The organism is Paucibacter sp. TC2R-5, from assembly GCF_025717605.1.
Classification (GTDB): domain Bacteria; phylum Pseudomonadota; class Gammaproteobacteria; order Burkholderiales; family Burkholderiaceae_C; genus Paucibacter_A; species Paucibacter_A albus.
In genome coordinates, this window is sequence record NZ_JAJIRQ010000008.1 from 227,025 (window position 1) to 253,733 (window position 26,709).

At 61.2% G+C, this 26,709-nt stretch carries 21 protein-coding genes; 12 read left to right on the forward strand and 9 right to left on the reverse strand.

Annotation, left to right across the window (positions count from 1 at the left end):
- The first annotated feature begins 1 nt into the window (after position 1).
- On the forward strand, positions 2-952 hold the full coding sequence (locus tag LNV08_RS18685) for a peptidylprolyl isomerase (protein WP_263535254.1): 951 nt from the start codon (positions 2-4) through the stop codon (positions 950-952).
- A complete protein-coding gene (locus LNV08_RS18690) occupies positions 949-2,814 on the forward strand; it encodes a DUF3604 domain-containing protein (RefSeq protein WP_263535255.1) in 1,866 nt (621 codons plus the stop codon). The genes LNV08_RS18685 and LNV08_RS18690 overlap by 4 nt, the downstream gene beginning before the upstream one ends.
- Before the next feature lie 582 nt (positions 2,815-3,396).
- Here LNV08_RS18690 and LNV08_RS18695 read toward each other — a convergent pair.
- Positions 3,397-5,658, reverse strand: a complete 2,262-nt coding sequence (locus LNV08_RS18695; RefSeq protein WP_263535256.1) for an AAA family ATPase — start codon at positions 5,656-5,658, stop codon at positions 3,397-3,399.
- On the reverse strand, positions 5,655-6,320 hold the full coding sequence (locus tag LNV08_RS18700; RefSeq protein WP_263535257.1) for a hypothetical protein: 666 nt from the start codon (positions 6,318-6,320) through the stop codon (positions 5,655-5,657). Before LNV08_RS18700 ends, LNV08_RS18695 begins: the two co-directional genes overlap by 4 nt.
- Positions 6,321-7,365: 1,045 nt before the next feature.
- On the opposite strand from LNV08_RS18700, the gene LNV08_RS18705 reads away from it, so the two are divergent.
- Positions 7,366-9,693, forward strand: a complete 2,328-nt coding sequence (locus LNV08_RS18705; RefSeq protein WP_263535258.1) for a penicillin-binding protein 1A — start codon at positions 7,366-7,368, stop codon at positions 9,691-9,693.
- Positions 9,694-9,700: 7 nt separating this feature from the next.
- Here LNV08_RS18705 and LNV08_RS18710 read toward each other — a convergent pair whose 3' ends face one another.
- Together LNV08_RS18710 and LNV08_RS18715 are read right to left on the reverse strand one after the other, a co-directional pair.
- Entirely contained in the window at positions 9,701-10,831 is a 1,131-nt protein-coding gene (locus LNV08_RS18710) for a beta-ketoacyl-ACP synthase III (RefSeq protein ID WP_263535259.1), read from the reverse strand.
- 113 nt (positions 10,832-10,944) lie between these two features.
- The gene (locus LNV08_RS18715) at positions 10,945-11,433 is read right to left on the reverse strand and encodes a hypothetical protein (protein ID WP_263535260.1); all 489 of its coding nucleotides are present in this window, start codon (positions 11,431-11,433) and stop codon (positions 10,945-10,947) included.
- Between the two features lie 207 nt (positions 11,434-11,640).
- Between LNV08_RS18715 and LNV08_RS18720 the strand changes: the two genes are divergently transcribed.
- From LNV08_RS18720 to LNV08_RS18735, 4 genes are all read left to right on the forward strand, one after another.
- Positions 11,641-12,264, forward strand: a complete 624-nt coding sequence (locus LNV08_RS18720; protein ID WP_263535261.1) for a hypothetical protein — start codon at positions 11,641-11,643, stop codon at positions 12,262-12,264.
- A 120-nt stretch (positions 12,265-12,384) separates the two neighbouring features.
- Entirely contained in the window at positions 12,385-13,128 is a 744-nt protein-coding gene (locus LNV08_RS18725) for a metallophosphoesterase family protein (RefSeq protein WP_263535262.1), read from the forward strand.
- 1 nt (position 13,129) lies between these two features.
- Positions 13,130-14,617: a bifunctional serine/threonine-protein kinase/universal stress protein gene (locus LNV08_RS18730; protein ID WP_263535263.1), complete on the forward strand. Its 1,488-nt coding sequence runs from the start codon at positions 13,130-13,132 to the stop codon at positions 14,615-14,617.
- Between the two features lie 20 nt (positions 14,618-14,637).
- Positions 14,638-14,988 (forward strand): YkgJ family cysteine cluster protein, encoded by a 351-nt coding sequence (locus tag LNV08_RS18735; RefSeq protein WP_263535264.1) that lies wholly within the window; start codon positions 14,638-14,640, stop codon positions 14,986-14,988.
- Positions 14,989-14,990: 2 nt separating this feature from the next.
- Here LNV08_RS18735 and LNV08_RS18740 read toward each other — a convergent pair whose 3' ends face one another.
- On the reverse strand, positions 14,991-16,172 hold the full coding sequence (locus LNV08_RS18740) for a tetratricopeptide repeat protein (protein ID WP_263535265.1): 1,182 nt from the start codon (positions 16,170-16,172) through the stop codon (positions 14,991-14,993).
- 197 nt (positions 16,173-16,369) lie between these two features.
- Here LNV08_RS18740 and LNV08_RS18745 point away from each other — a divergent pair, with 197 nt between their 5' ends.
- The 4 genes from LNV08_RS18745 to LNV08_RS18760 all read left to right on the forward strand — a co-directional run bounded on the left by LNV08_RS18745 (position 16,370) and on the right by LNV08_RS18760 (position 21,462).
- On the forward strand, positions 16,370-17,278 hold the full coding sequence (locus tag LNV08_RS18745; protein WP_414858766.1) for an ion transporter: 909 nt from the start codon (positions 16,370-16,372) through the stop codon (positions 17,276-17,278).
- A gap of 29 nt (positions 17,279-17,307) precedes the next feature.
- Complete coding sequence (locus tag LNV08_RS18750; RefSeq protein WP_263535266.1) at positions 17,308-18,684, forward strand: TAXI family TRAP transporter solute-binding subunit; 1,377 nt, start codon at positions 17,308-17,310, stop codon at positions 18,682-18,684.
- A gap of 161 nt (positions 18,685-18,845) precedes the next feature.
- Entirely contained in the window at positions 18,846-19,805 is a 960-nt protein-coding gene (locus LNV08_RS18755; RefSeq protein WP_263535267.1) for an ABC transporter substrate-binding protein, read from the forward strand.
- A 4-nt stretch (positions 19,806-19,809) separates the two neighbouring features.
- Positions 19,810-21,462, forward strand: a complete 1,653-nt coding sequence (locus tag LNV08_RS18760) for a diguanylate cyclase domain-containing protein (protein WP_263535268.1) — start codon at positions 19,810-19,812, stop codon at positions 21,460-21,462.
- 73 nt (positions 21,463-21,535) lie between these two features.
- Here LNV08_RS18760 and LNV08_RS18765 read toward each other — a convergent pair whose 3' ends face one another.
- Positions 21,536-22,429 carry an RDD family protein gene (locus tag LNV08_RS18765; RefSeq protein WP_263535269.1) on the reverse strand — a complete coding sequence of 298 codons (894 nt, stop codon included), beginning with the start codon at positions 22,427-22,429 and terminating at the stop codon, positions 21,536-21,538.
- Between the two features lie 183 nt (positions 22,430-22,612).
- Between LNV08_RS18765 and LNV08_RS18770 the strand changes: the two genes are divergently transcribed.
- Positions 22,613-23,689, forward strand: a complete 1,077-nt coding sequence (locus tag LNV08_RS18770) for a patatin-like phospholipase family protein (RefSeq protein WP_263535270.1) — start codon at positions 22,613-22,615, stop codon at positions 23,687-23,689.
- 61 nt (positions 23,690-23,750) lie between these two features.
- Here LNV08_RS18770 and LNV08_RS18775 read toward each other — a convergent pair whose 3' ends face one another.
- The 3 genes from LNV08_RS18775 to LNV08_RS18785 are packed head-to-tail and all read right to left on the reverse strand — an operon-like array spanning position 23,751 to position 26,700.
- A complete protein-coding gene (locus LNV08_RS18775) occupies positions 23,751-24,167 on the reverse strand; it encodes a PaaI family thioesterase (RefSeq protein ID WP_263535271.1) in 417 nt (138 codons plus the stop codon).
- Positions 24,164-24,649 (reverse strand): VOC family protein, encoded by a 486-nt coding sequence (locus LNV08_RS18780; protein ID WP_263535342.1) that lies wholly within the window; start codon positions 24,647-24,649, stop codon positions 24,164-24,166. Before LNV08_RS18780 ends, LNV08_RS18775 begins: the two co-directional genes overlap by 4 nt.
- Positions 24,650-24,651: 2 nt before the next feature.
- Positions 24,652-26,700: an acetyl/propionyl/methylcrotonyl-CoA carboxylase subunit alpha gene (locus tag LNV08_RS18785; protein WP_263535272.1), complete on the reverse strand. Its 2,049-nt coding sequence runs from the start codon at positions 26,698-26,700 to the stop codon at positions 24,652-24,654.
- Positions 26,701-26,709 lie beyond the last annotated feature (9 nt).

A 26,709-nucleotide genomic window follows, 5' to 3' on the forward strand; every position in this document is an offset into this window, starting at 1 on the left:
CTTGAGCACATCGCCCCTCTCCCATCCGACACGTGAGCCGCGCGAGTTGCACAAACCTGCCGGCCGTGCAGGCCGCTGGCTGCGTGAGCCCTTGCTGCATTTCATGCTGCTCGGTGGGCTCTTGTATGCCGCATCACGCGTGTTTGCGCCCAGCGACGCCGACGCGCAAATCCAAATCGACGCCGCGCGCGTGGAGCGCCTCGCGCGCCTGTATCAGTTGCAAACCGGCACTGCGCCGACTATCGCGCAACGCGAGCGGCTGATCGCCGACTTTGTGCGGGACGAAGTGCTGTACCGCGAAGCGCGCAAACTGGGTCTGGACGAGGGCGACGAGATGGTGCGGCGCCGCTTGGTGCAGAAGATGGAATTCTTGCAATCGAACATTGCCAATCTCGAAGTGCCCAGCGAAGCGCAATTGCGGGCCTTCCACCGCGAGCACGCCGCGCAGTTCACCGAACCCGCGCGGCTGAGTTTCACCCACGTCTACTTCAGCGCTGACGGGCGAAGCCCAGGGGCCGCGCGCGACGCCGCCGCTGCGGCGTTGGCCGCGCACATGGCCTCCGGCGCCGATATGGCACGTGGCGACCGCGCGCCCGTAGCCAGCCACTTCGACAAGGTGGGGCGCGATGAGGTGCAACAGACTTTTGGGCAACGTCCCATCGTGGACGCGCTGATGCAGGCGCAGCCCGGCCAATGGGTCGGGCCAGTGGAGTCGGGCTATGGCTGGCACCTCGTGCGCGTCACCGAACGTGAGAACCCCGTTTCGATCAGCTTCGAGCAGGCCAAAGCCGCCGTGACTGAGGCATGGCAGCGTGAAGCCGGCCAGCAAGCCGAGCGCTCGCGCCTCGCCGCCTTGATGCGCCAGTACACCGTGATCCGAAAAGATCAAAGCGTCTCAATACCCCCCTCAAGCAGCCGCCCGAGCGCGGTCAACACCCCGGAGAAGCCATGAACGCACTGCAGAGAACTACCCTATGCCTTGCGCTGACAGCCGCCCTGGCGGGCTGCACGCGAGACGCGCCTGCACCGCTCGCTGCGACGGCAACGCCACATGCGCCCGGTCCCGGTGCCTCGATGACAGCGGTTGCCTTGCCGCCCCCCAACCCAGAGCGCAACGCCTACTTTGGTGACCTGCATCTGCACAGCAGCTATTCGGCCGACTCATACGCACTCGGCACCCGGCTTGATCCAGAAGCGGCGCACAAATGGGCCAAGGGCGAAGAGATCAACTACCTCGGCCGCACGATACGTCGCAAAGCGCCGCTGGACTTTCTCGCACTGACCGATCACGCCGAGTACCTGGGCGTGATGCCCGAGGCGGCCAATCCCAATGGCGCGCTGGCCGGCAGCAGCTGGACTGCAGCACTCAACGACCCTGATCCTGCGGCCCGCTTCGCGCTTTTCCGCAAGCTTGTGGCCATGGCTGACGCCAACAAGCGCATTGATGAGTTCGAAAAGCCGGAGATGCTCAAGAGCGTTTGGAATCGCTATACCGCCGTGGCAAACGCGCACAACGCGCCCGGCAAGTTCACCGCCTTCGTGGCCTATGAATGGACCTCGGCGCCAGGCAACCAAAACCTTCATCGCTGCGTGATTTTTAAGGGCAAGGGACCGGAGTTGCCCTTCTCCTCGCTCGATTCGGTCGACCCCGAAGCGCTTTGGACGTATCTGGACCGCCAGCGCGAACTGGGCTTGCAAGTCATTGCCATCCCGCACAACGGCAATATCAGCAACGGCCTGATGTTTGACGGCGAGAAGACCTATTCGGGCGGGCCCATCACCCGGGCTTATGCCGAGCGCCGCATGCGCAATGAACCGCTGTTCGAGATGGTGCAGGAGAAGGGTTCCAGCGATACGCACCCCTCGCTGTCACCGAGCGACGAGTTCGCGGACTTCGAAACCTACACGATGATGCTCGGCCAAGGCCCCACCGCAAAGTTCGCGAAGGGCAGCTATCTGCGCCAGGCCTACGGTGTGGGACAGGAGATCAGCGCGCGTATTGGCGCCAACCCATTCAAGTACGGCATCGAGGCTGGCACCGACAATCACAACGCCATGTCGTCGACCGAGGAGTTCAACTTCCAAGGCCCGAACGGCGGCATTACCGACCGTGCGGCTGCGATCCAGTCGGTAGCGGAAGGTACATCCGTCTTCAACTCACCTGGGGGTCTGACCGGCGTTTGGGCCGAACAGAACACACGCGACGCGCTGTTTTCCGCCATGGAGCGCAAGGAAACATTTGGAACCTCGGGTGTGCGCATCAAGCTGCGCATGTTCGGCGGCTGGGATCTGAACGCAGACCTGCTCAAGCAGGACGACTGGGTCAAGCAGGCCTACCGGCGCGGCGTGCCTATGGGCAGCGACTTGACGGCACGCGGGGAGGCAAAAGCGCCGGTGTTCTTCGTGCACGCGGTGAAGGACCCCGATTCGGGCAATCTTGATCGCATCCAAATCATCAAGGTCGCGACCAAGAACGGCAAATCGTCGGAGCGCGTAATCGATGTGGTGTGGAGCGGTGATCGCAAGCCCGATGCCAAGACCGGCAAGGTGCCGCCGGTGGGCAATACCGTCGATCTCAAGACCGCCAGCTACGCCAACACCATCGGCGCGGCAGAGCTCAAGGGCAGTTGGACCGATCCGGACTTCGATCCTGCTGCCCATGTCACCTACTACGCCCGTGTCGTTGAGATACCCACCCCCCGTTGGACCACCGTCTGGGCTGCCGAAGCCAAGGTCGGGCTGAACCCCAAGGTACCGGCGATCCTGCAAGAGCGCGCGTGGACATCCCCGATTTGGTACGTCCCGAAGCCATGACCTGACCCCTGCACCTTGATCTAAGAATAAGAGTCGGCTTCAACAGAGCCGCAGAGCCTCCAAGCAGCCGACCAAGCACGCTCGACACCCCGGAGAAGCCAAGAGCGCACTGCAGCTAGCTAACCTATGTCTTGCGCTGTTTCACGCCCTGTGAAAGCCGTCATTGGATTGGTCTGTGTCTCGCGCCCAGGCTGTTGCACGCGGAGACGTCGTGGACCGGCAGCATCGGGAGGTACAGCTGACATCCGTCCAACGAAATGCTCAGTGGTCGGTGTCAGCCGTCAGCATTCCAGCGCTGGGCGATCTAGCGAGATGGACGACAGCTATGGGCACTTTGCGGCCGGTCAATGCGCAGCGCTTTGGATGCTGCTCGAATTGAACTCGCTCGCCTGGTTGACCGACAAGGTCGCGTAACTGCATGTGTTAGCCCGCTGGAAATGGAAACCAGCAGAAGTTTGAAGGAAGTCGGTTCTGCCACTTCCCCAGCCACTCAACTAGAAGTCAGAAGTGGAAGAAGCCCACCCTATAGGGGGGCTTCCCACTTCCGACTTCCAGTGCTCAGCGCTACTTCACACGGCCAAGTTAATGCAGGGTCGCGAGCCCGTCCCGGGGATACAGATTGCCCCGTCCAATACCCCCCGCGACAAGGTTAAGAACCCTGTCGTCGATCAGTTGCTTCATCGCAGCTTTGAGCATTTTGGCGCGATGAGGTGACTCGATGCCCTTCTCTGAGAAAAGGCGATCTGCTGCCGCATTGATATCAATTTGCGTTGCTTGCAGCTGACCGTGGGCTGCTCCTGCCCAAGCTTCCAGCGCATGGCGCTGCCACTGGGTGAACTTGGGCGCTGGCTCGACATCCCACTCCAAATCAGCCGCCACAACCACCGCCGAACTCATTGAATCAAGGCTGTCGTCATCGCCCGAGATTCCCAAATCGACGCTCTTTAAGCGATAGGCAAGCTCCAAATCCGTCGCCCCGTCACGCTGCTTATCGAGCCTCAAGGTGCACACATCACCTGTCCGCGTGACAATGATTTGCGTGTCGAGCGCGGCCCTCAAGCTTGAATGGCCCCGGGCGCCCTTTTTAGCGTCCTTGCCAGTGTGATGAATCAGCAGCACCAGCGCGCCTGTCAACTCAGCTATCTTCGCGGCCGAGTTGATCACAGCGCCCATGTCAGGGCTGGAATTTTCTTCACCGCCGGCCATGACTCGCGCCAAAGTATCAAGAACCACAAGCCGCAACGGTTGCCCCGTATCGGCAACGAATTCCTTCGCTGCTGCGATAACCCGATCAGCGTCAACCAAGCTTGTCCTAAGGTCAATCGCCGAGTCGACCAAACCGAATGGCGCATCGTCCAAGTTGACGCTGTGATGCAACTCGTAGGCGTCTTGCCGCACGCCAAAACCATGCCCGCCTTCTGCCGCGACATAGAGCACACCACCTTGAATCACTGGCCGACCCAGCCAAGGAACGCCACGGGCAATAGAGAGGCCGAGATCCAGCGCAACAAACGACTTGCCCACGTTCGAGTCGCCCACTAAGCCGGCCGTACCTTGCTCAGGAAGCCAGCCTTTGGCAAGCCACTTGGCGGGCGCGCGATTGCGCATGTCCTTGCGACGCCAGACCCTGAGCGGCTCCCTACCCCCTTTCGTGGTCGCGGCATGGTGCGTATCTGCCGCTGGCGCTTGATCGTCAAGCCCTCCAAAATCGTCCTCGGGTGAACTGCCACGCGGTTGCACATCGGCCAGAACCTGAGGGTGATGGTCGGCCACCCATTCGCAAAACGCCACCATGCTTGGCCGGCGGTGCATTGCCCCGTCTTCGGGGAAGTCAGCATCCAGATCATGGAACAAGTGCAACCGTATGAAATCGGCCAGATTGAGCCGACGCGACCCGCCCGGGGCTGTTGCATGGCCGTTGTAGAGACCATGGCCGCAGTCAGTGACAAAAATGCCCGATCGACTGTCGTGGCCGAGCCAGCTGAAATGGTTTGCGCTGCGTCCAATTGCAAACAAATCAGGCAGCAGCGTCGCCAATTGGGTCGGTGGAAAAGCGCGACAAAACGCGCCGATCAGGCCAGCCTTGAGTTTTGGGTCACTCATCGGCTCACGCATTCCTTGCGCCCGCACCGTCGCCAAAACTGATTGGTCGATGTTAAGTTCCACGGCATCAAAGCAACCTTGAAAGATGCCGGTGCGCTTTGCTACAGGATCGGTCACACCAGCTTCGAAAATCGGCGTCGCCGTGTACAGCATTTGCGCCGGCTGGTACACGCTGGGGTCGAGAATCCCAGGCGGCAGGCTTCGCGCCCATGCCTGCAACTCTACGCAGGTACGCGGTTCCGTGAGCATGAACCACACGTGCACCTTGAGCACGCCAACGTGCTTGGGGTGTCCTGCAGAACCGCTCAGCTGCCAGTAGTAGCTGGTCCCCAAGAACGCGGGCAAGTACTTCGCAAAAAGTTCCGCAAGTGCCAGCTCAACCTGCGTGATCGGATCGGCGTTCGACGGTTTGTACCCGTCTATGTCCAGCATTAGATATGAACGTGGGACGTCGACAAAATTGGTGCTGTTGCGGCGAACACAACCAACGCCCATACCTTCACCCGCGTCGTTGATAGCGGCTTGAACAAGGCCGACGAACTGGCCGCGCACAACAGCGAATGAGGGGCGTTCTTTTATGTCATCAAGCGCGCTGGCAAGTTCAGCCAAGTTGTTCGCGGCACGGCTGCGAGCGCGAAACTGCCTAGCGTTGGCCCGAGCTGCGATGGTGCCATCAGCAAGCCAAGCCTTTGCAAGCGGCCCGCTTACTGAATGCAAGACGGTCAATTCGTTTGCGCTCATGCCGACCTCCCTTCTGATATCGAGGCCACGGGGTTGTTCCACAGGCCGATCGGCACACCGTCGATCAGAATATTGGCGCAACCCCGGGGTGCCCGATTGAGGGCTCGCCAGTCAAAGTTGCCATTAAAGTAGGTGAACCCCTCGTGCTTATGGTCCAAGCCATGCATCAGCGCGGCAGCAACAAATGACCCCTCCATCACATAGCCGTTTGCTTCGCTCTGGGCGCTTTGTTTGAAGAACTCGCTGCCACCGTTCCGGCTGATGCGCCCGCCCAGCCTTTTTGAATACTTGGCAATGAATGCCAAAGAAGCGCAGATTTGCCGCAAGCCCCAGCTTGTAAGCAGTAGGTCACGTTTCAGCGCAGACAGATCTAGCGATTCAACCTTCCTAAACCCGTAGGTGCCAAGCGTTGGGTACTTACCCAGCACGTGAACCGCTTTAGCGCGCACAGCCGCCGAGTCGAATCGGTGCACCTCTGAACATGAGATCAGCGGGCAGAATTCGCCGAGGGCGATGCGAGGCTCTTGGATACGAAACCCTGTCATTTCTATGTCCTTTGCCCGTAGGCCGTTAATATGTAGCAACACTTCGGCCAGCCCTACTGAAGGGGGCTTAGTTTGCGTTTGTGTCTGGCTTTGATACAGGTTTAGTGTTGAACTCACTTTGCCGCCCTCCTGAACCACAAGCTTGGGGCCGCGCACCAGACGCGCAGAAACACGTTCTTTAGCGCGGCCATCAAGCTGTCAACCCCGGCACGGCCTTGATACATGCCTCGAGTCACCTTGACGGCACGAGTCAATGAATCGTGACCAAGAATGCAAAAGGGGCTGGTCTTTCGACTCAGCCCCTTGCAGATTGGTGCGGCCTGGTGTGGCGCAATCTTCATCAATGCAGCTCCTTGCGGCCCGCGACAAGCTCCACGACAAGGCGCTTCACCTCCACGTCATCAGCACCCGAGATACGAGCCCGCAAGACTGCATCGACCTCGGATTCAACCCAGCGCGAACAGCGTGTACCCCGACGCACAGGTGGTGGCATGAGGCCTTTACTCACGTCGGCATAGTGCTTAGCTCGGCCATGACCTGCGCGCTCAATAATTGTCCCGATGCCCAACAGCCGGACCGGGTGTGTATATAAATTCGACATGCAACTCCTTTAGGACAAAAAAATACCGCCGTTGCGTGCGCAAGGGCGGTCGGAAACAAAAAAGCCGCCCTAGATTGGGCGGCTATCGCAGCCAAAACACAAGACGTAATGACTCAGCGCGGATAGTAGCAGATTTTTACAGCCGCATATGGATTTATATGCGCGCCCTCAAGCATCTACCTGCTCGTACCGCTAACGTCGAGCAACCGGCTTGATCAAGGTAAGGAACATGACAACGGAGAATAGGCGCAGGGCTGCGCTTAAATCAACGGATAGGGTAAACAGTCAACTTGCGCACCAACCCCAATGCGAAGTGAGGGTAACACTACGGGTAACGAAATTCATATAAATTGCAGTTACGCCTATCCATGGGGAATAGCAGATGTGTTTCGAATCCCGCCCTCCCGCCAGTGGATTAAAAGCCCTGAAATGCTAGTCAAATCAACGACTTAGCGCTTCAGGGCTTTTTCAATTGCCTAAACAGGTTTGCCGCGCGCGACAAGTCCGCAATCCAGCTTCGCTCTGTCACTTCATCTCAAACGACAGCTCAAGCAGCCGTCAGTGGCCGCCATAATCAGCGCTTCTTGTTTGCCGACGCTTGAACAGCGCGCACAGTCCTTGAAGAAATTGCTGATTTATGCGGCTGCGGCCTTGGCTCTAGCACTGATGCTGCTGGGGGTGGCCGCCGTCTTGGTCTACCCCACCCTGCCCGACATTGCAGAGCTGACGGACTACCAACCCAAACAGCCACTGCGGGTATTCACCGCCGACGGCATCCAGATCGGAGAGTTCGGGGCCGAACGGCGTGACTTTCAGACTCTTGATCAAATCCCCCAACTGATGCAAGACGCGCTGCTGGCGGTCGAGGATCACAAGTTTTACGAGCATGGCGGCCTGTACTACACCGGCATTGCGCGCGCCGTGTTGGCCAATACCTTGCAGCCACGCAGCCAGGGCGGCTCCACCATCACCCAGCAGTTGGCGCGTACCTTTTATTTAACCAAGAAGAAGATCTACTCCCGCAAATTCGTCGAGGTCTTGCTGGCGCTGAAGATGGAAAGCCAGCTCAGCAAGCACCAGATCCTTGAGATCTATATGAATCAGATCTATCTGGGTCAGCGGGCCTACGGCTTCGAGGCCGCCTCAGCAGCCTATTTCGGCAAGCCCTTGAAGGCCTTGTCGCTCGCAGAAACCGCGATGCTGGCGGGCTTGCCGCCGAACCCGGCCTATGCCAACCCCATCGTCAACTTCGAACGCGCCCGCCGACGTCAGCATGTGGTCCTGACGCGCATGCAAGAACTCGGCGTCATCAGCCCAGAGCAAGCCCAGGCCGCCAAGGCCGAGACCCTGCATATTCGCAGCGCCCAAGACCCGCGCCTGCATGCCGAAGCTGCCGCTGAAATGGCCCGTCAGGCCGTGCACGCCCAATATGGCGACGAGGCCTACACCCTGGGCTTGAAGGTCTACACAACGCTGATTTCAACCGAGCAGGCTGTCGCCTACCGGGCGCTGCGCCGCAGCCTCTTGGATCTGGAACGACGCAAGCCCTACCGTGGGCCGGAAGGGTTTGTGCTGCTGCCCAAGGAGGCCGACAAGCAAGATGCCGCCATCGCGCAGGCACTGGCCGAACACCCGGATAACGACGAATTACGAGCAGCTGTGGTCACTGCAGTCGGCGCTGGCCGGGTAGCGGCCAGTCTGCAAAGCGGCGAAGACCTGATCGTGACAGGGGATGGCTTGCGGGGCCTGCAGGCCGCGCTCTCCGACAAAGCCAAAGAGGGTTTGAAGATTCGTCCAGGAGCCATCGTCCGCGTGTTGCGCGGCCCGCCGACCAAGGCCGAGCCCAAGGGGCCATGGACCATCGTTCAGTCGCCTGAGGCCGAGGGCGCGTTTGTGTCGCTGGAGCCCGCGACCGGGCGCTTGCATGCGCTGGTTGGCGGCTTTGACTTCGCCAAGAACCAGTTCAACCATGCAACGCAAGCCTGGCGCCAACCGGGCTCGAGCTTCAAGCCTTTTGTCTACTCGGCCGCATTCGAGCAAGGCGTCACACCGGCCACCATCGTCAATGACTCGCCGCTCGTCTTCGGCGACTGGGCGCCGAAGAATTACGACGGCACTTTTGATGGTTTGATGACGGTGCGCCAAGCCCTGGCCAGATCCAAAAACATGGTCACCATCCGTTTGATGGAACTCGTCGGCCCGGCCAAGGCCCGCGAATGGGCGGCCCGCTTTGGCCTGGACCCGGAGCGCCAGCCCGACAACCTGACCCTGGCGCTAGGCTCGGGCAGCGTGACACCGATGCAGATGGCCAGTGCTTATGCGGTGTTTGCCAACGGCGGACATAAATTGGCGCCGGTCTTGATCCACAAGATCACCGACAGCAGGGGCAAGCTGCTGTTTCAGGCCACAGAAGTGCCTCTGAGCGAGGAAACCCGCGCCATCTCCGAGCGCAATGCGTTTTTGACCAGCAGCTTGCTGCAAGAAGTCGCGCGTAGCGGCACCGCCGCACGGGCGCAAGCGCAGTTGCGCCGCCCCGACCTCTATGGCAAGACCGGCACCACCAATGAGGCGGTCGATGCCTGGTTCGCGGGCTTCCAACCCGGGCTGGCGGCCGTGGTGTGGATTGGCTATGACCAGCCGCGCGGCCTGGGCGAGCGCGAAACCGGCGGCGGCTTGGCGCTGCCGGTCTGGATCGAATACATGGCTATTGCCCTGAAGAACCAAGCGGTGCGCGAAATCGCCCCGGTCGACGGCCTTGTTTACAGCAATGGCGACTGGAGTTTTGATGAATTTGCCGGCGAGGCCGGCATCAAAACCCTGGGGCTGGAGCCTGTGTTACCCACCATCCCGGCTGTAGCTTCAGCGGCTTCAGCGCCATTCAGCCCATGAGCTGTTTTTAACGCTTTCGCACCACCACACTGCCGACCGAGTAGCCAGCGCCGAAGGAGCAGATCACCCCGAGGTCACCGGTCTTCAAGTCGGCTCGGTGCTCATGAAAAGCGATGATGGAGCCGGCCGAAGCCGTGTTGGCATAGGTATCCAGGATCAGCGGCGCTACATCCGAGCCCGCCGTGGCGCCTGTTTCACCGATCAGCTTTTTGATCACCAGCTGATTCATGCCCAAATTGGCCTGATGCAACCAGTAACGCCTGACGTCGGCGGGCACCGCTGAGACGCTGGCCAGATGGGCTTCGATATGCGCGGCGGCAATCGGCACCACTTCCTTGAAGACCTTGCGTCCCTCTTGCCGGAAGGTCTTGTCACGCGCCAGCGGGTCGCTGTCTTCGGCCCGGTTCATGAACCCGAAATTGTTGCGGATATTGTTGGAGAACTGCGTTGCCAGCTTGGTGCTGACAATCTCCCATTGGTCGGCCGAACTGGCCAGATCGGCCCGCTCAATCAGAATCGCGGTGCAGACATCGCCGAAGATGAAATGACAGTCACGGTCGCGCCATTCGAGATGCGCGGATGTGATTTCGGGGTTGACCACCAGCACGCATTTGCTCGCACCCGAGCGCACCGCGTTGACCGCCTGTTCGAGCGCAAAAGTGGCCGAGGAGCAGGCCACATTCATATCAAAGCCATAGCCTCCGGCGCCCAAGGCGGCCTGGATTTCGACCGCCATCGCCGGGTAGGCGCGTTGCATATTGGCGCTGGCACAAAAGATCGCGTCGACGTCGCTGGCCTGCCGGCCCGCCGCAGCCAAGGCCTTCTTGCACGCGTCCACACCGATTTCAGCCATCAGCGACAACTCGTCGTCGGGCCGTTCGGTGAAGCGCGGGTACATGCGGGTCGGGTCCAGCACGCCGGCTTTCTCGATCACATAACGCTGCTTGATGCCGGAAGCCTTTTCGATGAACTCGACGCTGGAATGCGTCAAAGCCACCCGCTCACCGGCATTGATCGCGTCGGCATGCTGGGCGTTTTGCAGATCGGCATAAGCATTGAAGGCCTCAACCAGTTCGGCATTGCTGATGATGTGCGGGGGCTGATACAGGCCGGTAGCGCTGATGACGGCTGAATACATATGAAATTTCCTGGCACCGACGGCGGCGCAAATGGCGGATGGGGCGGATGGGGCAAGCTCATGGCCTGCGCCCGGCTTGTAGTGGGTCTAATTTTAAGGTGCGGCGCCTGTGCTCAAGAACAAGTCGAGCGCAACTGGCGCAGCGCGACATTGTCGGCCGGTAAATTGGCCGAAACTTCGTCCGCAAAGTAGCGCTGGCCATGCTGCAGCTCATTGCTGCCCGCCGCAGGCCAACCCCTAACGGCAACCACCCCCGGCACCATGTCGGCCAAATTGATTCGACCCTGCTCGACGTCCCGCTGGCAAACCAGCAGCACACCATTGGCCGCCACCACCCGCTGGCGCACATTGCTCAAGGCCGCCTGCGCGCCCTGCCCCAGTGCAGCCGTCTCTGGCGGCAAGGACAGCAGGAAAAAGCGCCGCCCACCCGGATTTTGAGACATCGCGCGTTTGGCCGCCGTTGTGAAGCTGAAGCCGGCGCCGGCGATGTAGAGCCCGCCTTGCGCAGGCGCGGCTTGCACGGACCAACTGGCCGCTACCCAGCCCAGGGCTATCGTTCTAAGCAGCTTGGGCAACACAGAACCACGGGTAATAGCGCGCATAGGCCAACTCCTCAAGTAGTGGGAAAACTGCGCTGAATGCTAAATCATTGGCGGGCCTACACCGGCTCGCATCTAGACCGCGAAAAACAACTTCGCGGCCAGAACTCGGCTCGTATACTGATTGCCGCCCAAGGCCGGCGCAAATCCTATTCGCTTGCTTTGCGTTAAGTTAAATCGTTACTACCTTGACCTTTTTGGAGTTCACCGATGACACGAATCGCTTACAGCTCGACAGCGGCAGTTTTGCTTGCCCTCGCATTCAGCCACAGCGCCGTTGAAGCGCAGTCACGCGTTCAGTACGGTCGCATCACCAACGTGACCGCCACCCAAGTTAACAGTGGCTCGGCACAAACCGTCGGCACTCTTGTCGGTGGTGGTGTCGGTCTGGCCAGCGGCAGCGGCCAGTCGGGTAGCAACCGAGCGCTTCGTACGGTCGGTGGTGCCGCTGCCGGCCGAGGCATTGGCAATTTGGCCGGCCGCACGCAGGCGTTTGAATACACGGTACTGATCGGCGGAACCAGCACCGTACGTATTGTTTCAGACCAGGTCGGCAAGCGGGTCGGCGACTGTGTCGCCATCGAGCAAGGCCAGTTCAGCAATATCCGCTTGGTGGACGATGCCCGCTGCAACCCGCCACCTGCCCGCACTGTGGCGCCAGCGCCTCATCCTGCGCGCGAAGCCGCACAACCTGTGACGCCAGTAACCGTGACGCCTGCCGCGGTTGAATCAGCTAGCGCTTGCGATCAGGCCAAGGAAATGCTGCTCAGAGCCGAAACCGACGAAGCCTTCACGCTGGCCGAGCGTCGCATGCGTTTGCTGTGCGGTGAGTAAATAGCCCGGCGCCTACACGCGCAAGCGAGCGGAGCAGCGGCGTAGCTGCTGCTCCGCTCAAGCCTGATTCTTAAACGCTGTACCGTAGCCGTCAGCTAGCCATGGCATGCTGCGTTTGCCATGAAAATTGCTCTCATCACCGATATACACGCCAACGCCCAAGCCTTCTCCGCCGTGCTCGAGCATGCGCAGACGCAGGGCGTTACGGATTACGCCCTTCTCGGCGACTTTGTGGGCTACGGCGGCGACCCCGGCTGGGTGCTCGACAAGGTGCGGGAACTCGTCGCACGCGGCGCCGTCGCGGTCTTGGGTAACCATGACGCGGCCGTTGCCAAGGGCGAGGCCCCGACCATGCGGGACGAAGCGCAGGCGGCCGTGGTCTGGACGCACGCACGCCTGAGCGCCGAACAACTGGCCTTTCTGGCGCAGTTGCCGCTGAGCATCACTGTCGAGGATCGCCTCTTCGTCCACGCCAACGGCTTCGACCCAGGCGGCTGGGCCTATGTGCAGGGGCGCCTGGAGGCGATGCGCAGCCTGCATGCAACAAGCTGCCGGTTTACCTTTTGCGGCCATATGCACGAGCCCATGCTTTACCACCTGTCCGGTACCGGCAAGGCGGGCGAGTTCACACCGACCCCCGGCGTGACCATTCCGCTCTTGCCGAACCGCCAATGGTTGGTGATCCCTGGCTCTTGTGGCCAGCCCCGGGACGGCAATCCGGCTGCTTGCTACGCAATTTTTGACGCTGTAAGCGGCAACTTGAATTTCCAGCGTGTGCCTTATGACGTCGAAGGCGCCGCCGCCAGCATCCGCGCCGCCGGCCTGCCGGAGCGCTTGGCCGAACGTCTGCTAACGGGTCAATAGCATGCCCAATACCGCCAAAGAATCCAGTTTCGGCGCTGCCCCTTCCCAGTTCCCGCCGCTGCCGCCGATCAGCGTGCTGGAGCCCGGTCTGGTGCTGGACGGCTTCTTGCTGAATGAGCGCCTGCATCAAGGCGGTATGGCCAATTTGTGGAGCGTGACGCGGGTCACGCCGCTGGCGGGCGAAGACTTCCCGCTGATCATGAAAGTCCCTCGCATCAAGGGCGGTGAAGACCCGGCAACGATCGTCGGCTTCGAAACCGAGCAGATGCTGATGCCTGCCTTGAAGGGCCCGCATGTGCCGAAGTTCATCGCGCGCGGCGACTGGACCCGTCAGGCCTATATCGTGATGGAGCGCATTGACGGTGCCTCCTTGCGGCCGCGTTTTGATGCGGCTCCGCTGCCCTTGGACGAAGTCATAGACATCGGCATCAAGGTCGCCTTGGCGCTGCAAGACCTGCACCTGCAGCATGTCGTGCACCTGGACATCAAACCGAGCAACATCATGTTCAGGCCCGATGGGGCGGCTGTGCTGGTGGACTTTGGCCTGTCACGTCACGATCATCTACCCGACTTGCTGGAAGAAGAGTTCTCGCTGCCCATGGGCACCGGGCCCTATATGTCGCCGGAGCAGGTGCAATTTGTGCGCAACGACCCGCGCAGCGACCTGTTCGCGCTGGGCGTGATGCTGTATCACCTGGCCACCGGCGAGCGGCCTTTCGGCCAGCCTTCCTCGGTGCGCGGCCTGCGCCGGCGCTTGTATGTCGAGCCGGTGCCGCCGCGAGCCATCGACCCCGAATTGCCGCCCTGGTTTCAAGAAATCGTGCTGCATTGTCTGGAGGTCAAGGCCGAGCGCCGCTACCAAAGCGCGGCGCAGTTGGCGCTCGATTTACAGCACCCCGAGGGCGTGCCGCTGACCAAGCGCAGCGAGAAGATCAGCAGCAGCGGCATATTGAAGCGCTTGAAGCGCTGGTTTTTTGCCCTCGGCGCCGAGCCCTCGGCCCAAGTCAGCGTGGCCGCGCATCTGGCCCGCAGCCCCATCATCATGGCTGCCGTCGATATTCAACACGCCACACCCGCCCTGCTGGAAAAGCTCGGCGAAACCGTGCGCCGCATCGTACAAGCCGAGCCGGGCGCACGACTGGCCTGCGTCAGCGTGATGAAGACACAGCGCATCGGCATGGATGAGTTGACCGACAAGGAAGGCAAGAGCGTGCATGTCAAGCAGCTGATCGGGCTAAAGCATTGGGCACGACCGATCAGCCGGGCCTTGGAGTTAGGCGATGGACGGCTGACCTTTCATGTCCTGGAAGCGCCCGATGCCGCCGCTGCCATCCTCGAGTTTGCGGCCAAAAGCGGTTGCGACCACATCGTCATGGGCGCCCGCCGTGCCTCAGCACTGCGGCGCTACCTAGGCAGCGTCTCGGCCCAGGTGGTGACACAGGCTCCATGCAGCGTGACCGTGGTGCGTGAAGCTGCGGGCGCAAGCTGAAGCTTCAGTCAGGTGCCCGCTTGAGCCTCGTCCCCGCCCTCAGTCTCAGCAGCAACCCCTGCCTCAGCTGCGGTGCTTGCTGCGCCAGCTTTCGCGTCGACTTTGCCGTGGAAGAGTTGCAAAGCGAGGGCGGCTGCGTGCCAGACGGCCTCACGGTTGAATTGAATGCGCGACTGTGCAGGATGCGCGGCACCGATCATGCGGCGCCGCGCTGCGCCGCCTTGGTCGGAACGGTTGGCCAGCAGGCCGGTTGCGGCATTTATGAATGGCGCCCTGCCCCTTGCCGCGAGTTCGGCCTGCGCGCGCCGCTGGGGATTGGCGACGAGGCTTGCGCCCGCGCTCGCGCCAGGCACGGGCTTGCTCCGCTATAGCCTCACTGCAGCAGAGAGAAGACCTGGCGGCGCGGTTTGAGCAAATCAAGCTTGCTGGTGTAGAGCTGCCGGTCCTGCGGCGTCGTACTGTTTTCCACCGCCAGGCCCAGCTCTTGCCGCGCTGCGGCGATATCCCCCAGCCCATAGTTGGCCAAGGCCATCCAGAAGTGGAATTCATGGAAATAGGCCGAGCGCTCAATCTCTTTGCCAAACAAGTCCCGGGCTTTTTTGTAGTCGCCCGCCCGCATCGCGGCCAGTCCCAAATCAAAGAACTTGTATGGGGGATAGGGCTGCAACTGTGCCAATGTTTGCGCCCATTGAGCCGCTTCTTCATGCCGGCCAAGGTCGCCCAGCAGCAGGCTCAGGTTGGACATGGCCTGTGTATTGGCCGGCTCTTGAGCCAGCACATGGCGCAGCGGCGCTTCGGCCAGCGCCAAATCGCCATGACGGCGATAGACGACGCCCAGCGTGTTGTAGGCCGCCAGCATTTTGGGATCGGCATTCAGCGCCGCCCGCACCCACCAATAGGCGGCGTCAATCTGACCGGCCTGCAGGTTCTCGGCGGCGCGGTTGTTCATGAACATGGCCACGATGGTGTGCTCCTCGATTACCTGCATGCGCTGCCGGCTGCCAGGCGGGTGGCGCACAAAGTCCACGGTCAACATGCTGCCATCGTCGACTCGCTCACGGCCCTCCGCCAAGCTGCGCCCAAGGCTTAAATTCACATGGCCGCTGAGAAAATACAAATCCCCGCTGCGGCTCCAAATCTCATCTACATAGACGCTTTGATAGCGCACCGGCAGGCCGAGCTGCTTGGCAAATGCCGCCGTCATGATGACCAGCGACAGGCAATTGCCTTTTCTGTCGGAAAACGCTTGGGCAGCGTCGCGGGTATCGCCCGAGTCATATTCCAGTTGCAATGAGCTGCGGTTGTAGAGCGCGTCAAGCAGGCCTTGGCGGCTACCCTTGCTGCGCAACTGCGTGCGCATGCCGAAATCCAGATACTCCTGCATCGCCGGGCTGAAGGCAAACACCCGCTCGGCGTTGATGTCCTGTTCGGTGGGCTTGAACAAGGCGTCGTGAAACAACTTTGGTGGCGGTGGCTGCAGCGGCGCTACGCTGGCACAGCCAAGCAAGGAAAAACTCAATGTGAAAGTGATAAGAGCGCGGCTGCAGGACTTCATGGCGGCTCCTTGGCTCAAAGGTGGGCAGAAATTTTCGAGTCGGCAGCGACCCGCTTTGATCCTACTGCTGGCGCGGCACCGACGCCACGACCCTGATCCCCACAAAACCGCCGTTGATCCCAAGGCGCTGTTTTTTTGGCCGCCCTGCACCAAATGTGAGCCCAAAACTTGGCCTTGGCTCGGTTACGCTTCGCCCCATGATTTCACCGCCCTCGACAACGACGACAAAGCAAGCGGCTCCTGGCGCGATGGCGCCCCCGGCCGATTTTGGACGCCCCCTGCAAGGCTGGCGTCTGCGGGCCTACACGATTATTTTTGAAGCCGATACCAGGGCCGGCCGCCTCTTTGACTTGAGTCTGATGGTGGCCGTGCTCTTGAGCTTGTTGCTGGTGATGCTGGAGAGCGTGGCCAGTTTCCGGCTCCAACATGCGGCCTGGCTGAGTTGGGCCGAGTACGCTTTCACGGCCTTGTTCACGCTCGAGTATGTGCTGCGCCTGGCCTGCGTGCGCCGGCCGCTACGCTACGCGAGCAGTTTTTTTGGCATTGTCGATTTGTTGGCGGTGTTGCCCATCTACTTGGCCTTTTTCTTCCCCGAGCTGTATGCCTTGGTTGACATCCGGGTGCTGCGCTTGCTGCGGGTATTCAGGATACTCAAACTCAACAACTATGTGACCGCCTACCTCGGCCTGGGCCGAGCCTTGCGGGCAAGTGCGAGCAAGATCTTGGTCTTCTTGTCGGCGGTGCTGATGATTGTGTTGATCATGGGCACCATCATGTATGTGGTGGAAGGCCCCGAAAACGGCTACACCAGCATCCCAGTCAGCGTGTACTGGGCGATCTCCACCGTCACCACCGTGGGCTTTGGCGACATCACCCCCAAGACCGACCTAGGCCGTGCGATTGCATCGGTGATGATGCTCTTGGGCTGGGGCGTGCTCGCCGTGCCCACCGGCATCATGACGGCCGAAATGGCAGCGCAGCGCATCAGCGAAACTCCCGCCCCCACCACCCGCACCTGCCATGAATGCCTGCGCGAAGGGCTGCAGGCCGACTCACATTTTTGCCGCCATTGCGGCGCCCCGCTGCCCGAATATCAGCGCGACTAAGACGCTCCCAACGTACAACTAGCCCCAAGATGCATAGACTACAGACGCCGCGCAGCCAGCAATATGGTTGGATATTTTTTTGGATCGCCCTGAGCGTGGCCGCTTTCAGTGTTTTTTGGCTGATGGCCAAGAAAATGAGCCCGACACCGCCGAAATCGCTGCAGATGGCCACCGGTGTCGAAGACGGCGCATATCACCAGTTCGGCCTCAAGTACCAGGCCTTGCTCAAGCAGCACGGCATCAATCTGATCTTGCAGACCTCCAGCGGCTCGGTAGAGAACTTGACCAAGCTCAATGAAGGCCGGGTCGATGTCGGCTTTGTGCAAGGCGGCCTGGGGCCGCTGGCCAGCGCCGCGCATACGCGGGCCGCAAATTTTGATGCCCAGGATGAGGGCGCGGCGCAAGCCACGCCCCTGCGCTCGCTGGCCACCACCGGACATGAAGCCGTCTGGATCTTCTCGCGGGAGTTGAATCTATCGCCGGGCTTGGGCGCACTGAAAGGCCGGCGGGTTGCGGTGGGGGTCGCCGGCAGCGGCAATCAGACCATTGCGCTGGAGTTGCTGGGCAACTACGGCTTGCTGGGAGAGCAGTTGGCGCCATTGGCAGGCACCGAGTTGCTCACCATCGGAGGCTTGGCAGCCGCCCAGAAGTTGATCGACAAGGAAATCGATGCCTTCATCTTGGTCGCCTCGGTGAACGCGCCAGCCGCCCAAAAACTGCTGAACACCGATGGCCTGCGTCTGGCCTCGTTGGCGCAGGCCGAAGGTCTGGCGCGGCGACTGCCTTACTTCCAGACCGTCACGCTCAAACGCGGCTCGGTCAGCCCGCAGCTGGACCGCCCGAGCGAAGACATCCGCTTGCTGTCCACCACCACCAATTTGGTCGTGCAAGAGGATTTGCACCCGGCCTTGGCTTATCTGCTGCTGGAGGCGGCGCGTCAGGTGCACCGCATGCCAAATTTGCTGAGCCGCGCTGGGGAATTCCCCAGCGCCCAAGGCACAGACTTCCCCTTGGCCGATGAGTCGACGCGTTACTTTAAGAACGGGCGACCATTTTTGCAGACCTATCTGCCCTTTTGGCTGGCCAACCTGGTCCAACGCATGGCCTTGCTTATGCTGCCCTTGTTGGCGCTGATGCTGCCGCTTGTGCGCCTACTGCCTTGGCTGCGTACCTGGCGCCAAAGCCGGCGTCTGTACCGGCACTACGGTGAGCTGAAGTTCCTCGAGCAAGAACTGCTGACGCGGCAGCTGAGCAGCACCGAGAGCGCGCAGGCGCAGCAGCGCCTGATTCGCATCGAGCAAGACATCCGCAACACCCGCTTCCCGCTCGACTTCAGCGACCGCGTCTACACCTTGCGCCAGCATGTGGAGCTGGTGCGCAGCAAGCTGGCAACACCTGGCTCCTAAATAGGTTACCCCCTATTGCGAGGGCGGCGATAGCTGCGCATCATGCCAGAATGGGCTCACACAGGCCCTGCAAGGTGGGAGTTATGACACGCTGGGATGCCGACCTCAGAAGCGCCTCGGGGCGCCGAGCCAAAAGTCTCATCCGCCGGGCTTGGCTGAGCATGGCTTGTCTACTTTGCCTATCGGTTCAGGGTCCGGCCAGCGCAGCCGAGCCCTTGCGCTTGGCGGTATCGATGACGCCCCTGTCGCTGCCGATTTTTGTGGCCGAGCAGCAGGGCTATTTCGCCGAGGCCGGGCTGCAACTGCGCTTGCAAGAAGTGGTGGGCGGGCACCGTGCGATGCAATTGCTGCAGGAGGGCAAGGCCGATCTGGCTACCGCCTCGGACGTGGTGATGATGTTCAGCAGCTTCAAAGAGCCTTCGTTCTCGCTACTGGCCAGCTTCGTCAGCAGCAGCAGCGACAGCAAGCTGGTGCTGCGCCCCCAGACGGGCATCAAACAAGTTCGCGAGCTGAGCGGCAAGCGCGTGGGCACCGTCATAGGCACGGCCAGCCACTACATGCTGGACACCACCTTGCTGGCCAGCGGCGTAGACCCCAAAAGCGTGCACATCATCCCCTTGCAGCCCGAGGCGATGGCCGATCTGCTTAAGAGCGGCGAGCTTGATGCAGTGGCGATCTGGGAGCCCCTGCCCTTCAAGATTTTGCAGTCGGTGCCGGGCAGCGAAATCTTGCCCACACCCGGCAGCTACCGGCTGAGTTTCAATCTGCTTGGCGCCAAGGCCCTGCTGGGCCCGCGCGACGAAGAGTTGCAAAAGGTGTTGGCAGCCCTTGAGCGCGCGCAACGCCATATCGAGCGCAAGCCTGATCAGGCCCAGGCTTTGTTGCGCGAGCGGCTCAAGCTGGACCAGGCTTTCATCGATTGGATCTGGCCCATCAATCACTACCGGCTGGCACTTGATCAATCGCTGCTGTCCAGCTTGGAGGCCGAAGCTCGTTGGGCCCGCCAGGGCGGCCACCTCAAGGACGTCAAGCCCCTTGACCCCACGCCCAATTATCTTGATCTGATCTACGCCAAGCCGCTGCGCCGGGTGCTGCCGGCCAGCGTCACCTTGATCGACTGAAGCGATGCGCGTCCGCAGCCTGCTGTTTGTATTCATGGGCGGCGCCTTGGCTTTGACCCTGGCGCTGGGCCTTGCCATGGGGCAGCTGGCCAGCGAGAGCGCAGAGCTGGCGCGCGCCGAGCAGCAGGCCCGCAAGATGGCCCAACAAGTGTCCGGCCTGCTGGTCCTGGCGCAGGAATACGCACTGCACGGCGAAGCCCGCTCGGCCCAGCAATGGCGCAGCTTGCATGCCCAGGTTCTCAAGGCCTTGAAAGCGGAGCAGCCGCCGCATGAGTCACTGGCCAGCGCCGAACTCTTGGGTTCGATCTTTGCCCAGCTGCTGGACGCCAGCGAGCCGCCTGCTGGCGCCCAGCAAGACGGCACAACGCATGAACTGCAACAGCGCCGCAACAACTTGCTGCTGAATCAGCTCTTGCTGAACTCTCAAATTTTTACCGAGTCCTTGCAGCGCCAGGGTCTGGAAGCCGACCAGAAGCGGCGCCAACTCGAACAAAGCACGCGCCACATGGCGATTGCGATCCCGCTGATGATGCTGCTGATCTGGGCCTGGCTGGCACTGCTGCTACACCGGCGGATTCTCAAGCCCCTGCAACATCTGAACCAAGCGGTCGCTGCTATTTCGCAAGGCGATCTGACGCAGCGCAGCGCCACCCGCACGCCGGACGAATTCGGCGAGTTGTCGGCCAATTTCGATGCGATGGCGGTCGATCTGGTGAGCGAGCTGCGGCGCGAGGTGGCGGTGCGCAAGCAGGCCGAGGCGCAGCTCCAGCTCGCAGCCAGCGTCTTCTCCCATGCGCTCGAAGGCATCATGATCACCGACCCGGACGGCAGCATCATTGACGTCAATGAAACCTTCTGCCTGATCACCGGCTACAGCCGGGCCGAGGTGCTGGGCCAAAACCCGCGCCTGCTCGGCTCGGGTCGCCATGACCGGGCGTTTTTCGCCGAGTTCTGGAACACTCTGCTCAGCCAGGGCATGTGGACCGGCGAGCTCTGGAACCGCCGCAAGAACGGTGAACTCTATGCCCAGATGCAGACCATCAGCGCCGTGCACGACGAGCAGGGTCAGGTCAAGCAATACGTGACCCTGTTCTCCGACGTCACGGCAATCAAAGAATATGAATCGCAGCTGGAAAACATCGCCTACCACGATGCCTTGACGGGCTTGCCCAACCGGCTTTTGCTCAATGACAGGCTGCAGCACGCGATGCTGCAAAGCCGGCGGCGCAAGGACATGTTGGCCCTCGTCTACTTGGATTTGGACGGTTTCAAGGCCGTCAATGACCGCTACGGGCATGCCGTAGGCGACACCTTGCTCATAGGTATTGCAAAGAATATCAAACAGGTTTTGCGTGAAGGTGACACCCTCGCCCGCCTGGGCGGCGACGAGTTCATCGTCTTGCTGGTTGATCTGGCTTCCCGCGATGACTGCCAAGCCTTGCTGGCGCGCCTGTTGACGGCGGCGGCCTTGCCGATCGACTGCCCAGGCGCAGGCAAGAAACTGCAAATTTCGGCCAGCCTGGGTGTGGCCTACTACCCGCAAGCGACCGAATTGGATGCGGCGCAACTGCTGCAACAGGCCGATGAAGCCATGTATGAAGCCAAGCATGGCGGCAAAAACCGCTTTCGCATCAGCGGGCTGGGGGAGTTGGACTGAGCTCGCCAAAGGCTGGCTGCAAGCCCTCAGGGCTCGGGGCTCAGGGCTCAGGGCTCAGGGCCACGGCCAACGGTCAGGGAAGCAACTCATTGAGCCGCGCCGAACTGCGCGCATTGATCACCACCGTGTGGGCTGTCTTGTCTTGAATCGCCTGGCGGTTGCTGTCCCAAATCAGCTGCACAAAGCCGGTGCCGCCGGTGGCCAGGCCCGCCGCATAGCCGCCGAAGCGCTTGAACAGGATCAAGGGCGTGAGATGCTTGCCCGTCAACTCAATCACTTGCAAGCCCATGATCCGCTTACCCGGGGTCTGACCCGGCCAGACAATCGGCAGCAAGGTGAAATACACCGCCGCCCAAAAATAACTCAGGCCAATCTTGTCGGCCCAGTAGTTGAGTTCGTCCTGCACCGCATAAAAGGCCGGCGCACGGGCACGTTCGAGCTGAGCTTCCAAGCGCTCGATGCGCTCGGCCTGCGCTTTTTTCAGGGCCTCCAGCTTTGCATGCTGCTTGGCATCCTGTTGAGCGCTCGGCCCCGCCTCGTCCAAGTCTTGCAGTCCAGAGGCAGCCGCGCTCAGACTGTGCACTGTCCCGTCTTGCGGCTCTTCCAGCTGGCCCGCGCTTTGCCAAGCCTGCACCAGCCCACCCACAGCAAACACGGCCACCAGGGCCCAGGCCCAGGGGCTCGCTTGCTGCGCTGTCTTGCGGCCAAACCAACGCGACCGGCCAAACACTTCCGGTCTATACCGACGCACCCACAGCCAGAGCGCCAAGCCGGCCGCCAGCAGCAACCAAAAATTCCCCAGCTTGTTGGCCATGGCGAGCAAGGCCATGTCCGCAGCCATGGCAAACAGGCGCTGACGCGGCTTGGCCAGCGGCAGCCCGAGCAAGGCCGGCGCGACGTTCAAATCATCCGGCGTCACCCAGGCTCGCGGGTCAAATTTCGGGGCGGCATTTGCGGTTGCGGGCATAGCGGAGGCGCTGCTCTGATCACTCGTCGGATGGTTTAAAAGGCTTGAAACTAGCGGCCTTAAGCCGTGCCATCTTAACGACAAGAACGTAACGCCCAAGGTCAACGACATACCCCGAAAGCCCCCCGACAAGTGCATACTGGGATCAAACGCCTTCCAACTCAGGCGATGGAGTCCTCAACCATGACCCCACCACGCAACGCTGCTTTCAAGAAGAGCGCCCGGCCCCCTGCCATTTTGTCCAGGCCAATCAACCTGGCGCTGCAAGGCGGCGGCTCGCACGGCGCCTTCACCTGGGGCGTGCTGGATGCTTTGCTGGAAGATGGTCGCCTGCAACTTGAGGCGATCAGCGCCACCAGTGCGGGCAGCTTGAATGCGGTGGCCCTGGCGGATGGACTGCGTAGAGGCGGTGTCGATGGGGCGCGCCAGGCTTTGACAGAACTGTGGCGTGCGGTCGCAGACGCCGGACGGATCAAGCACCTGCAGCCGCCCTGGTTGGACGCCTTCATGCAAGGGGTGCAGCATTCGGCCAAGCTGGAATGGTCGCCCCCGCATCTTTGGGCCACCGCGATGTTGCAGATGTTTTCGCCCTATCAGCTCAACCCGCTGAACTTGAACCCCTTGCGGCAGATTGTGCAGGCCCAAGTCGACTTCGAGGCCTTGCAGCAGGCCTCTCCCATCAAGCTATTCCTGAGCGCAACCAATGTCGAGACCGGCAAGATCCGCGTTTTCAGCGGCGCCGAGATCAGCTTGGACGCAGTGTTAGCCAGTGCGTGCTTGCCGACCCTGTTCCAGGCCGTGGAGATTGGCGGCGAGCATTTCTGGGACGGCGGCTATATGGGCAACCCGGCGATCTTTCCGCTGATTTATGAGAGCGTGGCGGCCGATGTCTTGATCGTCCATGTTAACCCCATCTTGCGCCGGGGCGTGCCGCGCAGCTCGGCCGAGATTGCCAACCGGGTCAATGAGATCAGCTTTAATTCCTCGCTGATGCGCGAGATGCGCGCGATCGCCTTCGTTACCAGCCTGATCGACCGTGGCAAGCTCAAACCCGAGGACGCACGCCGCATGCGCATCCATTCGATACGCTGCGACGAATTGATGGCGTCTCAAGCGGTGGAGAGCAAGATCGACACCGCCTGGCCCTTTCTGACCGAGCTGCGCGACGCCGGTCGGCAGCAGGCCTTGGCTTGGCTGGATGAACAGGGGGCCAAGGTCGGCGTCGAATCCTCGGTCGATATCAGGCAAGAGTTTTTGTAAGCGACTAGCAGCTCATGAAGCTCTTCAACGGAGCGTCGATCAACCACAGCTCACCTGCGGCTCAGCGCTGCGGAATTGAATAAGTTCCCACCGCATGCGCGACCGGCACGGTCTCGCCTTCGGAGAACAAATCCACTTCGCCGACCGCCAGAGTACGGCCAACCTTCTTCATCCGGCAGACCCCAATGATGTCTTTGTCAGCGGCCGGTTTACGCAAGAAATTGATATTGAGGCTGGTGGTGACGGCCAGCGGTTTGATGCCGATTTGCCCCAACAAGGCGACATACAAGGCCACGTCTGCCACCGTCATCAGCACCGGGCCCGATACCGTACCCCCGGGGCGCAATTCAGCGCTGCCGACGGGGTGGCGGACGGTGGCCGTACCTGCTGATGAAACGGTCTCGACCGTGCATTTGGTCTGCGGAAAGTTCGCAGCCAAAAAGGCGGCTAATTCAGCATGGCTGGGTGCCTGATTCAATTTCCGTCTGCTCCGGCCAGCGCTACGATCACATCGGCCGGCGCTTGCACCAACTCGATCAGCACGCCCTCGCCGCCAATTGGGAACTCGTCATTGCTCTTAGGGTGGATGAAGCAAATGTCGAAACCGGCCGCGCCCTTGCGGATGCCGCCGGGGGCGAAGCGCACCCCGTTAGCCGTCATCCACTCAACGGCCATAGGCAGATCGTCGACCCATAGGCCCACATGGTTGAGCGGCGTGGTGTGAACGGCTGGTTTTTTGTCCGGGTCCAACGGCTGCATCAAATCGACTTCGATCTTGTGCGGGCCGCTGCCGATGGCGCAGATGTCTTCATCGACGTTCTCGCGCTCGGAGACAAAGTTGCCGGTCACCGTCAGGCCCAACACGTCGACCCAAAGCCGGCGCAGTGCCTGCTTGTCGGGCCCGCCGATGGCGATTTGCTGGATGCCCAGAATGCGGTAGGGCTTGGCGCTATCAGCCATCATCATTCGAACCTCAAAATCAGCTGATCCACCGCCAGGCTCTCGCCGACCTTGGCCAACACCTCGGCGATCTTGACGTCTTGGGTGGCTAGGAGGATGTTCTCCATCTTCATCGCCTCGATCACCGCCAAGCGCTCGCCGGCTTGCACGACTTGCCCCGGCTCGGCCGCGATCTGCACCAGCAAACCCGGCATCGGAGACAGCAGGAATTTACTGGTGTCGGGCGCCGCCTTGAAGGGCATCAAGGCCTGCAATTCGGCCGCACGCGGCGACAAGACATTGACAACGATCGCATAACCGTTGTGCTGCAAGCGGTAGGCCAAGGGCTGGCGGGGTGCACCACGCTCAGCCTGCGCCACGAAGGGTTCACCGTTGACCGTGCCCGTGAGCCGAATATCATTCAAGCGAGAGTTGCAGACAATGCGGAAACTCTGCTCGCCGACCCGTACCAAGGCCTCACCCAGATGGCCGACGAATTCGGAGATATGCAGCTCGTGGCGAGTTTGCTCGCCGGCCGTGCCTTCCGAAACCAAGGCCACATAGTCATGCTCAATCTTCACCTCATGGCCAGGCAGCTGGCCGGTGATGCCAGCTTCGCGCTCGCGCGCCTTGCGGCGAATGAAACCGGCCAACGCGACCAGGAACAGCGGGTCCTCATGCGGCACATCTTCGGCGCGGAAGCCGCCGCCGTAATGTTGAGCGATGAAGCCGGTGTTGAAGTTGCCGGTCTGAAAGTCGGCATGGGCTAGCAGCGCCGACTGAAAAGGGATATTGCTGGAGATGCCGCGGATCACAAAGCCATTCAGCGCCTCGCGCATCTTGGCGATGGCCTCGGCGCGGTCTTTGCCGTGCACGATCAGCTTGGCGATCATCGAGTCGTAGAACATCGGGATCTCGCCACCCTCGGTCACGCCGGTGTCGACGCGCACACCGTAACGCGCCGAGTCGGCGGATTCCATCGTCGCGATCGGCGGCTGATATTTAACCAAGCGACCGGTCGAGGGCAGGAAGTTGCGGAAGGGATCTTCGGCATTGATGCGGCATTCGATCGCCCAGCCTTCGCGCTTCAGATCGGCCTGCGTGAAGGCCAGAGCCTCACCGGCAGCGACGCGAATCATCTGCTCGACCAGGTCCAGCCCGGTGATGCATTCGGTCACAGGGTGTTCGACCTGCAGCCTTGTGTTCATCTCCAGAAAGTAGAAACTCTGGTCCTTGCCAACGACGAACTCGACCGTGCCGGCGCTTTGGTACTTGACTGCTTTTGCCAAGGCCACCGCCTGCTCACCCATGGCTTTGCGCGTGGCCTCGCTGATGAAGGGCGACGGCGCCTCTTCAATCACCTTTTGGTGGCGGCGCTGGATCGAGCATTCACGCTCCCACAGATAGAGCACATGGCCCTGGCTATCGCCCAGGACTTGGATCTCGATATGGCGCGGCTCCTCGACGAATTTCTCCATGAAGACGCGGTCGTCACCGAAGCTGTTACGCGCCTCGTTGCGGCAACTGGTGAAGCCCTCGAAGCATTCCTTGTCGTTGAAGGCAACTCGGAGACCCTTGCCACCGCCGCCGGCGCTGGCCTTGATCATGACCGGATAGCCAATGACGGCCGCGATGGTAACCGCCTCTTCGGCCGACAGAATCGGCTCGTTGTGGCCGGGAATGGTGTTGACCTGCGCCGCATTGGCCAGCTTTTTGGACGCAATCTTGTCGCCCATCGCCGCGATCGAGTGCGCCTTGGGGCCGATGAAAGCGATGCCGGCCTCTTCAACCCGGCGGGCGAAGTCTTCGTTCTCGCTTAAGAAACCGTAGCCGGGGTGAATCGCTTGTGCGCCAGTCTGCAGCGCGGCTGCAATGATCTTGTCTGCCACCAAATAGGACTCGCGACTGGGCGCTGGGCCCAAGAGCACGGCCTCATCGGCCAGCTCGACATGCAGCGCGTCCTTGTCGGCCTCCGAGTAGACCGCAACCGTCTTGATGCCCATCTTGCGGGCCGTCTTGATGACTCGGCAGGCGATTTCCCCGCGGTTGGCAATGAGGATCTTTTTAAACATGATTCGTCT